The 11,261-nt window shown below is 68.4% G+C and carries 10 protein-coding genes and 1 pseudogene; 5 read left to right on the top strand and 6 right to left on the bottom strand.

From position 1 onward, the window contains the following. Window positions 1-343 (top strand): annotated as a pseudogene (locus G3N93_RS24300) (MFS transporter); the annotation flags it as partial. A 109-nt stretch (window positions 344-452) separates the two neighbouring features. Here the strand turns inward: G3N93_RS24300 and G3N93_RS24305 are convergent. From G3N93_RS24305 to G3N93_RS24320, 4 genes are all read right to left on the bottom strand, one after another. Then, on the bottom strand, window positions 453-1,511 hold the full coding sequence (locus G3N93_RS24305) for an L-idonate 5-dehydrogenase (protein ID WP_206134130.1): 1,059 nt from the start codon (window positions 1,509-1,511) through the stop codon (window positions 453-455). 10 nt (window positions 1,512-1,521) lie between these two features. After that, on the bottom strand, window positions 1,522-2,475 hold the full coding sequence (locus tag G3N93_RS24310) for a 2-hydroxyacid dehydrogenase (RefSeq protein ID WP_206134131.1): 954 nt from the start codon (window positions 2,473-2,475) through the stop codon (window positions 1,522-1,524). Between the two features lie 69 nt (window positions 2,476-2,544). Further along, window positions 2,545-3,993, bottom strand: a complete 1,449-nt coding sequence (locus G3N93_RS24315) for an MFS transporter (protein ID WP_174939128.1) — start codon at window positions 3,991-3,993, stop codon at window positions 2,545-2,547. 149 nt (window positions 3,994-4,142) lie between these two features. Beyond that, complete coding sequence (locus tag G3N93_RS24320) at window positions 4,143-4,916, bottom strand: SDR family NAD(P)-dependent oxidoreductase (protein WP_041493006.1); 774 nt, start codon at window positions 4,914-4,916, stop codon at window positions 4,143-4,145. Between the two features lie 151 nt (window positions 4,917-5,067). Here G3N93_RS24320 and G3N93_RS24325 point away from each other — a divergent pair, with 151 nt between their 5' ends. Continuing rightward, entirely contained in the window at window positions 5,068-5,970 is a 903-nt protein-coding gene (locus G3N93_RS24325; protein WP_011350915.1) for a LysR substrate-binding domain-containing protein, read from the top strand. Window positions 5,971-6,059: 89 nt separating this feature from the next. Here the strand turns inward: G3N93_RS24325 and gap are convergent, their stop codons facing one another. Together gap and tkt are read right to left on the bottom strand one after the other, a co-directional pair. Then, window positions 6,060-7,070: a type I glyceraldehyde-3-phosphate dehydrogenase gene (gene gap, locus G3N93_RS24330; RefSeq protein ID WP_011350914.1), complete on the bottom strand. Its 1,011-nt coding sequence runs from the start codon at window positions 7,068-7,070 to the stop codon at window positions 6,060-6,062. 89 nt (window positions 7,071-7,159) lie between these two features. Continuing rightward, on the bottom strand, window positions 7,160-9,232 hold the full coding sequence (gene tkt / locus G3N93_RS24335; RefSeq protein WP_174939126.1) for a transketolase: 2,073 nt from the start codon (window positions 9,230-9,232) through the stop codon (window positions 7,160-7,162). 216 nt (window positions 9,233-9,448) lie between these two features. On the opposite strand from tkt, the gene speE reads away from it, so the two are divergent. From speE to G3N93_RS24350, 3 genes are all read left to right on the top strand, one after another. Beyond that, window positions 9,449-10,306 (top strand): polyamine aminopropyltransferase, encoded by an 858-nt coding sequence (speE, locus tag G3N93_RS24340; protein ID WP_174939124.1) that lies wholly within the window; start codon window positions 9,449-9,451, stop codon window positions 10,304-10,306. A 161-nt stretch (window positions 10,307-10,467) separates the two neighbouring features. Beyond that, window positions 10,468-10,884 (top strand): glyoxalase/bleomycin resistance/extradiol dioxygenase family protein, encoded by a 417-nt coding sequence (locus G3N93_RS24345; RefSeq protein WP_041492737.1) that lies wholly within the window; start codon window positions 10,468-10,470, stop codon window positions 10,882-10,884. A 17-nt stretch (window positions 10,885-10,901) separates the two neighbouring features. After that, a partial coding sequence (locus G3N93_RS24350; protein ID WP_206134132.1) for a 16S rRNA (uracil(1498)-N(3))-methyltransferase occupies window positions 10,902-11,261 on the top strand: 360 nt, incomplete at its 3' end.

Genomic DNA, 11,261 nt, shown 5'->3' on the forward strand with positions numbered 1-11,261 from the left:
CGCGGCGGCCGTGCTCGCGTCGTTCGCGCTGATCGCGACCGGTGCGCACTCGCTCGCGGCGTTGATCGCAGGCATCCTGCTGCTCGACGTCGGCGTGCAGGGCATGCACATCTCGAACCAGAGCGTGATCTATGCGCTGGCCGGCAACGCACGCAGCCGCGTGACCACGATCTACCTGACGAGCTACTTCATCGGCGGTGCGTTCGGGTCGTTCGCGGCGAGCGTCGCGTACGGAATCGACGGCTGGCGCGGCGTGTGCGTCGCGGGCGCGGCGCTTGCCGGTGTGCTGATCGCACTGTGGCTCGCGTCGCAGCGCGTCGGTGTGCGGCAGGTCACGCAGTAATGCGATAAGTAGTCGGTTTCCGCAGCACGACGAAAAAAGGCACGCCGCGCGAACCGCGGACGTGCCTTTTTTCATGACGCGGATACCGTCGTGCGTCAGCGCGTCACGATCATGCAGCCTCGTCCGCGAAGTCGATCAGCACCTTCATCGCGCGCTGCCGGTCGCCGGCCAGCTCGAACGCGAGGTTCGCATCGCGCATCGGGAACACGCGCGTGACGGCCGGGCGCAGGTCGACGCGCCCCGCATTGATCAGTTGCACCGCGAGCGCGAATTCCGCGTGAAAGCGGAACGATCCGCAGATCGACAGCTCCTTCGCGACCACGACGTTCTGCGGCAGGCTGACATCGCCGCCGAGCCCGAGCTGCACGACGACGCCGCGCGGACGCATCACGTCCAGCCCGTCGCGCAGCGCGCGCGCATTGCCCGAACACTCGATCATCACGTCGAACGTGCCCTTGTCGGCGCCGTAGCGCTCGACCCAGCCGGCATCGGTCGCCGCATTGATCGTGCGATCGGCGCCGAGCGCGCTCGCCACTTCAAGCGGCGCCTCGACGACGTCGGTCGCGACGATCTCCGCCGCGCCGTGCACACGCGCCGCCGCAACCGCCAGCACGCCGATCGGCCCGCAGCCCGACACGAGCACGCGCTTGCCGATCAGCGGGCCCGCGCGCGACACCGCGCGCAGCCCGACCGCGAACGGTTCAGCGAGCGCGGCGAGCGACAGCGGCACGTGATCGGCGACCTTCACGCACTGCTCCGCATCGCACACGAGTGCGTTGCGGAACGCTCCCTGCACGTGCGGCATCCGCATCGCGCTGCCGTAGAAGCGCATGTCGAGACACTGGTTCGGCAGTCCTTCGAGGCAGTAGCGGCATGCGCCGCACGGCCGGCTCGGATTGACCGCGACGCGATCGCCGACCTTTACCGACGTCACGTCCGGCGCCACTTCCGCGACCGTGCCGGCCACCTCGTGGCCGAGCACCATCGGCTGCTGCAGCCGGATCGCGCCGAAACCGCCGTGCCGGAAGTAATGGAGATCGGAGCCGCAGATGCCGCCCATCGCGACATCGACGCGCACCTGACCCGGGCCGATCTCGCCCGCGTCCTGCTCTTCCACCCGCAGGTCGTTCGGCCCGTGGATCACGACACACATGCAACGCATACGCATGACAGCCTCCTCAGACGACCGGCGTGACCAGCGGCGCACCGGCGAAGTGCGCGGCCAGGTTGTCGCGCACGAGCCAGCCCATCGCCTGGCGCGTCTCGATCGTACCGCTCGCATGGTGCGGCTGCAGCAGCACGTTCGGCAACGCGAGGAAACGCGGGTCGATGCGCGGCTCGTTCCAGAACACGTCGAGCGCCGCGCCGGCGATCGCATTGCGCTCGAGCGCGTCGAGCAAAGCCGGTTCGTCGACGGTCGTGCCGCGCGACACGTTCACCAGATAGCCGTGCGGCCCGAGCGCGTCGAGCACGGCGGCGTCGACGAGGTGGCGCGTCGTCGGCCCGCCCGCGAGCGTGACGATCAGCAGGTCGCACCAGTTGGCCAGCTCGGCGAGGTCGCCGAAGAAGCGGTGCGGACTGTCCGCGCGCGGTGCGACGTCGAAGTAGCCGAGCTCGACGTCGAAGCCCGACAGCCGGCGCGCGATCGTCGCGCCGATCCGGCCGAAGCCGACCACGCCGACGCGCTTGCCGTAAAGCCGCGTGACGAGCGGCATGTCGCCGTCGGACCATGCGCCGGAGCGCACGTACGCGTCGCCGGCGCCGATGCGGCGCATCATCGCGAGCGCGAGCCCGACGCCGAGATCGGCCACATCGCCGGTCAGCACGTCGGGCGTGTTCGTCACACGGATGCCGCGTTCACGTGCGGCGGCGAGATCGATCGCATCGGTACCGACGCCGTAGCAGGAGATGATCTCGAGCTTCGGCAGCGCGGCGATCAGCTCGGCATTCGCGCCGAGATCGCCGCGCGTCGCGATCGCGCGCACGCCGGCGCCGTGTTCGGCGAGGAACGCCGTGCGATCGGTGGCTTCCCACAGCCGGTGAACGTCATAGCCGGCCAGCCATGCGTCGTCCCACGGCTGGTAAGGGCCCGTCATCAGCAGTTCGGGCCGCTGGGTCGATTCGTGCGCCATCTGCGCTTGCTCCTGTCGAGATAAGTTGAATGCGAAAGCGTGCCGGGCCGCGTCAGCCGCCCGGCCCGTTCATGCGTGGCGCGCGAGCGCATCGGTGTCCGGTGCCGGCGTCGCCTGCGCCGCGTCGAGCGGATCGTCGAGATCGCGGTTCAGCGTTTCGGGCATCCGCGACGTCGTGAACAGCGTAATCAGCGTCAGCAACACCAGGTACGCGGCGATCGGCACCCACGCGCGCACGCCGGCCGTATGGTCGCCGCCGTGCATGGCGATCACGGTCGCGATGATCGTCGCGCCGACGAGCGGCGCGATCCCGCCCGCGAGCACCGCCGACACTTCGCGCGAGAACGACACGCCCATGTAGCGATGGCGCGAGCCGAACAGTTCGGGGAGCAGCGCAGCCTGCGCGCCGAGCATCCCCCAGTTCGCGAAGCCCTGCGCGACCGAGATCGCGATCACGCTCGCCACCACGTTGCCGTGGCTGAAGATCCACCACACCGGGAATGCGAGCGCGAGCTGCAGCCACGCGAACGTGCGGTACACGCGCACGCGGCCATAGCGGTCACTCAGCCAGCCGGCCAGCGGCACCGTGCACGCGCCGACGGTTGCCGCGCACACCAGCGCGAGCGCGCCGATCGGCCCCTTCATCCCGATCACGCCGGCGAGATAGCTGACCGCGAGCGCCTGGTAGATCGACGAGCCGCCGTTCTCGGCCATCCGCAGGCCGATGCCGATCAGCAACGTGCGCTTCGAATGCTGCACGGCGCTTTTCAGCGGATTCGCCAGGACCTGCGCGCGCTTCTCGAGCCGCACGAAAGTCGGCGACTCGTGCAACCGCACGCGCATGTAGATCCCGACCGCGACGATCACCGCGCTGAACAGGAACGGCACGCGCCAGCCCCAGCCGTCGGTCACGCGGTCGATGTTCGCGAGCAGCAGGAAATAGACGGCCGCCGCGAGCACCGTGCCGAGCTGGATGCCGAGAAACGGCAGCGACGCATAGAAACCGCGCTTGCCCGGCGGCGCATATTCGGTCATCAGCACCGCGGCGCCGGCCTGCTCCGCGCCGGCACCGAGGCCCTGCAGGATGCGCAGCAGGATCAGCAGCGCGGGCGCCCAGTAACCGGCCGTCGCGAAGGTCGGCAGCACGCCGATCAGCGTGCTCGCGACACCCATCAGCAACACCGTCGCGGTCAGCACGAACTTGCGGCCGATCCGGTCGCCGAGTATGCCGAACACGACGCCGCCGAGCGGGCGCACCGCGAAGCCGACAAAGTAGGTGCCGAAGCTCGCGATCAGCCGCATCTCGGCGGTCTGCGCGGGAAAGAACAGCGGGCCGAACACAAGCGCCGACGCGAGCGTGTACAACGCGAAATCGTAGTATTCGAGCGCGCTGCCGAGCGAGCAGGTCCATGCCGCGCGGTTGAGCTGCCGGGTGTCGACGCCGCGGCGCTCGACGGTCTCGCCCGGCGCACCGGACCCTGCATCGTGCCGCGCGGGCGGCGGGGAAATGCGATCCATCGTTGTCTCCTGTCTCCTGCCTTCCGTTCCGGAACCCGGCGCTTTTGCGCCGGGACATCGGCCCGCTCGTGCGGCGGGCTCTTCTGGGAATTCGGATGCCGGCGCGAGCCGGCGCAACGGCGCTGCGCACACGGCGCAAGCGCCGCCGCTTAAACGGCGCTGGTCAGCCCGCCGTCGACGAACAGCGTCTGGCCGTTCACGAAATCGGACGCGGCCGACGCGAGGAAGATCGCCGCGCCGCACAGCTCGTCGACGCGCCCCCAGCGGCCGGCCGGCGTGCGCTTGCACAGCCAGTCCGAGAACGCTGCGTCGTCGACCAGCGCGCGGTTGAGTTCGGTTTCGAAATAGCCGGGCGCGAGGCCGTTCGCCTGGATGCCGTGGCGCGCCCAGTCGGCGCACATCCCTTTCGTCAGCATCCGCACCGCGCCCTTGGTCGCCGCGTACGGCGCGATCGTCGGCCGCGCGAGCTCGCTCTGCACCGAGCAGATGTTGATGATCTTCCCGCGGCCACGCGCGATCATGTGCCGCGCGACGGCCTGCGCGACGTTGAACACGCCGTCGAGGTTCACGCGCATCAGCGCGTGCCAGTCGTCGGGTTCGAACGCGTCGAGCGGCGCGCGGCGCTGGATGCCCGCGTTGTTCACGAGGATGTCGATCGCACCGACGCGCGCCTCGAAATCGTCGATCGCCGCACGCACCTGCGCGTGCTCGGCAACGTCGAATACCGCGTAATCGGCCGTGAAGCCTTCCTCGCGCAGATGCCGCACGAGCGTCGCGGCCTTCTCCTCATTGCGATCGTTGATGACGATCGCCGCCCCCGCTTCGGCCAGCCCGCGGGCGAGCGTCAGCCCGATTCCGCGTCCGGAACCGGTAATCAGTGCGCGGCGGCCGTCGAGGCGGAACCGTTCAAGCGCGTTGGTCATGCGTGTCTCCTCGTGCCAGTCGAGCCGGCGGCCCATCGCGGCCGGTCTCGCGTTGACGGTATCTTCGGCCGCCGGCCGGGCGCCGCGCCAATGGTCTTTTTTGATCCGGTTATCATGAAACTTGATTACCGCCCTCTCCTGCCCGCCACCCATGGAACTCAAGCAATTGCGCGCCTTCGTCACGCTCGCGGAAGAGCTGCATTTCGGGCGCGCCGCGCAGCGCCTGTTCATCGTGCAGCCCGCGCTGAGCATGCAGATCAAGGCGCTCGAGGAAGAACTCGGCGCGCGCCTGTTCGAGCGCGACCGGCACAAGGTCGAACTGAGCGATACGGGGCGCGTGTTCCTGCCCGAAGCGCGCGCCACGCTGCAGCAGGCCGCGCGCGCGGAACAGATGGCGCGGCTGTCGAGCCGCGGCGAGATCGGTACGCTGCGGATCGCGTTCGTGTCGTCGGTGCTGCCCGTGCTGCTGCCGGCCGTGCTGCGCACGATGCGCGAGCGCTATCCGCTGATCACGCTCGAACTGAAGGACCTGCCGACGCCCGACCAGATCGCCGCGCTGCGCGACCGGCGGATCGATTTCGGGATGATCCGGCTGCCGGCTGCGTATGCGGGCATCGACACGCGCGTGGTGCTGGAGGAAGGCTTCGTCGTCGCGCTGCCGCTCGACCATCCGCTCGCCGCGCACGATGCGATCTCGCCGGCCGCGCTGCGCGGCCAGCCCGCGTTCGTGCTCGCGCGCCGCTACGCGCCGGGCTTTCACGACGACATGCTGCTCGCGCTGAGCCGCGCGGGCACGACGCTCGAGATCGCGCAGGAGTTCGGGGAATTCACGACGATGCTCGCGCTCGTCGCGGCGGGGATGGGCATCGGGCTGATTCCGGCGGAAGCCGCCAGCGCGCTGCCGCCGAACGTGCTCGCGCGGCCGCTCGACCTGGCCGGGCACCGAACGGGCATCGGCCTCGCGTGGACCGACCTCGACAGCCCGCTGAAGCGCGCGTTCGTCGCCGCGCTCGAGCAGGTGACGGCAGCATCGAGCAATAACGGCGGGCAATAGCCGCGGGCAATAAAAAAGCCCGGCCGGAAACCCGGGCCGGGCTCGTTCGCTGCGCCGGCCGCCTTGCGGCGGCCGCGCAACGTGCGGGATTACTTCGCGTTCGCGAATGCGACAGCCGTATCCAGCATGCGATTCGAGAAACCCCACTCGTTGTCGTACCAGCTCGACACCTTCACGAGGCGGCCCGACACCTTGGTCAGCGTCGAGTCGAACGTCGACGAAGCCGGGTTGTGGTTGAAGTCGATCGACACCAGCGGTGCGGTGTTGTAGCCGAGGATGCCCTTCAGCGCGCCTTCCGATGCTTCCTTCATGATCGCGTTGACTTCCTCGACCGTCGTGTCGCGCTTCGCGATGAACGACAGGTCGACGATCGACACGTTGATCGTCGGGACGCGAATTGCGTAGCCGTCGAGCTTGCCGTTCAGTTCCGGCAGCACGAGGCCGACCGCCGAAGCAGCACCCGTCTTGGCCGGGATCTGGCTGTGCGTGGCCGAACGCGCGCGGCGCAGGTCTTCGTGATAGACGTCCGTCAGCACCTGATCGTTGGTGTAAGCGTGGATCGTCGTCATCAGGCCCGTTTCGAGGCCGATCTTGTCGTGCAGCGGCTTGACGAGCGGCGCGAGGCAGTTCGTCGTGCACGATGCGTTCGAGATCACGGTGTGCTCGGCCTTCAGCACGTCGTGGTTCACGCCGTAGACGATCGTTGCGTCGACGTCCTTGCCGCCCGGCGCCGAGATGATCACCTTCTTGGCGCCGCCCTTCAAGTGCGCGCTCGCCTTTTCCTTGGTCGTGAAGAAGCCCGTGCACTCCATCACGATGTCGACACCGAGCTCGCCCCACGGCAGTTCGGCCGGGTTGCGGTTGGCCAGCACGCGGATCCGGTCGCCGTTGACGATGAGGTAATCGCCGTCGACCGACACTTCGCCCGGGAACTTGCCGTGCGCGGTGTCGTACTGGGTCAGGTGCGCGTTGGTCTTCGCATCGCCCAGGTCGTTGATCGCGACGATCTCGATGTCATGCTTCTTGCCGTTCTCGTAGAACGCGCGCAGCGTGTTGCGGCCGATACGGCCGTAGCCGTTGATTGCGACGCGAATCGTCATGGTCTATCTCCTGATGGCTGAAAAAATTCGTTTCGTGCAGCTTCACGGTGCGACGCGCGTGAGGGGTGGCGCGCGTCGCGTATGTCTCTTTAGGCCAGCACGGCCTTGGCGGTCTCGACGACGTGCTCGACGGTGAAGCCGAAGTACTTGAACAGCACGCCGGCCGGTGCCGATTCACCGAACGTGTCGATCCCGACGACGCCGCCTTCGAGGCCGACGTACTTGTGCCAGAAGGCCGTCACGCCCGCTTCGATCGCGACGCGGCGCACGCCGTGCGGCAGCACGCGTTCGCGGTATTCAGCGTCCTGGCGGTCGAACACGTTGGTCGACGGCATCGACACGACGCGGGCTGCGATGCCTTGCTGCGCGAGCGGCTCGACGGCCTTCATCGCGAGTTCGACTTCCGAGCCCGTCGCGATCAGGATGATCTTGCGCGCGACGATCTCTTCGTCCCAGTCCTTCAGCACGTAGCCGCCCTTCTCGATGTTCGCGATCTGCGAATCGGTACGCGGGTTGAACGCGAGGTTCTGGCGGCTGAAAATCAGGCTCGACGGACGGTCGGCGGCGATCGCGTGGGTCCATGCGACGGCTGTTTCAACCGTGTCGGCCGGACGCCACACGTCGTGGTTCGGGATCAGGCGCAGGCTCGACACGTGCTCGATCGACTGGTGCGTCGGGCCGTCTTCGCCGAGGCCGATCGAATCGTGCGTGAACACGAAGATCGACGGCAGCTTCATCAGCGCGGCCACGCGCAGCGCGTTGCGGCTGTAGTCGGAGAACGTCAGGAACGTGCCGCCGAACGGCTTGTGGCCGCCGTGCAGCGCGAGGCCGTTGATCGCGGCGCTCATGCCGAATTCGCGCACGCCGTAGTTGATGTGGTTGCCCAGCTGGACGCCCGGGCCTTCCGGATTCGCACGGACGGCCTTCGACGCCTTCCAGTTGGTCAGGTTCGAGCCGGTCAGGTCGGCCGAGCCGCCGAGCAGCTCGGGCAGCGCGGCAGCCAGGCCTTCGATCGCCTGTTGCGACGCCTTGCGGGTCGCCACCGTCTCGCCGCGCTCGTTCGCGCCGGCGATGATCGCCGCAGCCTTCTCGGCCCAGTCGGCCGGCAGCTGGTTGGCCATCCGGCGCTCGAATTCAGCGGCTTCTGCCGGGAACTTGGCGCGATAAGCGGCGAACGTCGCATCCCATTCGGTTTCCGCGCGCTTGCCGGCTTCCTTCGCGTCCCATGCCGCATAGACTTCCTGCGGAATCACGAACGGCGCCCACGTCCAGCCGAGCGCTTCGCGCGTCTTCGCGATTTCTTCCGCGCCGAGCGCCGCGCCGTGCACGTCGTGGCCGCCGGCCTTGGTCGCCGCGCCCTGGCCGATCACCGTCTTGCAGCAGATCAGCGTCGGCTTGTCCGACAGCTTCGCCTTCGCGATGGCTGCGTCGACCGCGTCGACGTCATGGCCGTTCACGTGCGGGATCACGTTCCAGCCGTAGGCTTCGAAACGCTTCGGGGTGTCGTCGTGGAACCAGTTCACGACGTCGCCGTCGATCGAGATGCCGTTGTCGTCGTACAGCGCGATCAGCTTGTTCAGCTTCAGCGTGCCGGCGAGCGAGCAGGCTTCGTGCGAGATGCCTTCCATCAGGCAGCCGTCGCCGAGGAACACGTACGTGTGGTGATCGACGATCTTCGCGCCGTCACGGTTGAACTCGTCGGCCATCAGCGCTTCGCCGAGTGCCATGCCGACCGCGTTCGCGAGACCCTGGCCGAGCGGGCCGGTGGTCGTCTCGACGCCCGGCGTGATGCCGTATTCCGGGTGGCCCGGCGTCTTCGAGTGCAGCTGGCGGAAGTTCTTCAGCTCTTCCATCGGCAGGTCGTAGCCGGTCAGGTGCAGCAGCGAGTACAGCAGCATCGAGCCATGGCCGTTCGACAGCACGAAGCGGTCGCGGTCCGCCCAGTGCGGGTTCGTCGGGTTGTGCTTCAGATGGCGCGACCAGAGCGCGACGCCGATTTCGGCCATGCCCATCGGCATGCCGGGGTGGCCGGAGTTCGCTTGCTGGACGGCGTCCATTGCGAGCGCACGGATCGCGTTGGCCATCAGGGTGGTGGAGGCGGGAGACGAAGTCGTCATGTCGAGTCCGGAGAACGAGTCGAGGAAACGGGGGCACGGCGGCATCCGGAAGCTCGAGCGTCAATCGTTCCCGGCGCGCGGTGCGGCGCCTGACGGACGCGAAGCGGACGGAGCCTACGGACGGGGCTGCAAAGCTCGTCATTTTAACAGATGGGCTGACATTTCCCTTGTCCATCCACAGTGTTCCGGCACGGTTTTCCGTCAAACCGCCCGCCTCCTATAATTCAGACGTCGGAACTGCCAGCCCTGAGCGGCCCGCCCGTGAGCACAACTCTTCTCTTTCACCCAACGCCCGATGCCGCCTACGGCTTCCCGAACGCGCGGCGGCTCGCGCGCGTCGCGTCCCCGCACCAGCAGATCGAAGTCTGGGAGACCCCGCAGCTCGGCCGCCTGTTCACGCTGGACGGCCGGCCGATGACGTCGGTTGGCGACGAGTACGTCTATCACGAGTGCATGACGCACCCGGCCGCGCTCGCGCATCCGGCGCCGCGCCGGGCGCTCGTGCTCGGCGGCGGCGACGGCGGTGCAGCACGCCAGTTGCTCAAGCATGCGTGCATCGAGCGGATCGTGATCGCGGAACTCGACGACGAGGTGGTCGGGATGGCGCGCCGCTATCTCGACGACGTGCACCAGGGTGCGCTCGACGACCCGCGCGTCGAGGTCGTGATCGGCGACGCCGCGCATTTCGTCGAGTCGACCGTCGAGCATTTCGATCTCGTCGTGTTCGACCTCACGCCGCCCGATTCGCCGGCGGCCGGCCTCTATACGCGCGCGTTCTACGCGCGGCTCAAGCGGATCCTGACGCCGTGCGGCGCGATCTCGATGCACCTCGGCTCGCCGGTATTCCACGCGGCGCGCATCGCCGCGCTGCTCGACGACCTGCGCGCGTGCTTCGCGGTCGTCGACCCGTTGTCCGCGCACGTGCCGCTGTACGGCTCGCAGTGGCTGATGGCGATCGCGAGCGACACGCTCGATGCAGCCGCGCTGTTCGCACACGACATCGACGAACGGCTCGCGGCCCGCCGCGTCCACGGATTGCGCTACTACGACGCGCGACTGCATGCGTCCCTCTTTGCCCTGCCGTGCGCGCTGCGCGATACACTGGGCGTCCGCCGCTGAGCGTCCACGCGGCCGCCTCGTTCCGGTTTTCCATCGCGTCTTCGCAGGAGGCGTGATGTGCAGCGCCGGGGCGGAACGCCCCGGACGCCGCGCCGCCCCCTGAACGAACGCCCGAGCATGGAATCAGAGCACGTGCCCAAGCGCCCACACAGGAGATTTTCATGACCGATCCACGTCCGGCCAACGTGCCTTGGTTGACGCCCTACCTGGCCGTACGCAATGCGCGCGCGGCGATCGATTTCTTCAAGGCCGCATTCGGCTTCGAGCTGCGCGACGTGCACGACGAAGACGGCGCGATCATGCACGTCGAGATGGCCTACCGCGGCCAGCTGATCGTGATGTTCGCGCCCGAAGGCGCATTCGGCTCGACCGCGCTCACGCCGAAGAGCGCGAACGCCACCGCGCCGCAGTCGTTCTACCTGTATGTCGACGACGTCGACGCCACCTGGCAGCGCGCGCTCGACGCGGGCGCGAAGTCGCTGAGCGCGCCGCAGGATCAGTTCTGGGGCGACCGGTTCGCGCAGATCGAGGATCTCGACGGCTACCGATGGGCGCTCGGCCGCCGTCTCGACGCATGACCCCAACCGTTACACGCATGAACGAAGCCACCACCACCGCGGCCGTGCCGCGCTTTTTCGTCGACGCGGCCCTGCGCGCCGACGCCACGCTCGCGTTGCCGGCCGATGTCGCGCGCCACGTGCAGGTACTGCGCCTGCAGCCCGGCGACGTGCTCGCGCTGTTCGACGGCACCGGCGGCCAGTACCGCGCGCGGCTCGTCGAGATCGACAAGCGCAGCGCGCTCGCGCAGATCGACACGTTCGAACCGGCCGAAGCCGAGCCGCCCTATCGCGTGACGCTCGCGCAAGGCATCGCCGGCGGCGACAAGATGGACTGGGTGATCGAGAAGGCGGTCGAGCTCGGCGTGGCGGCAGTCGTACCGCTGTCGACCGCGCGC

This window comes from Burkholderia sp. Se-20378, assembly GCF_017104665.1.
In the GTDB taxonomy this organism is placed as follows: Bacteria; Pseudomonadota; Gammaproteobacteria; order Burkholderiales; family Burkholderiaceae; genus Burkholderia; species Burkholderia lata.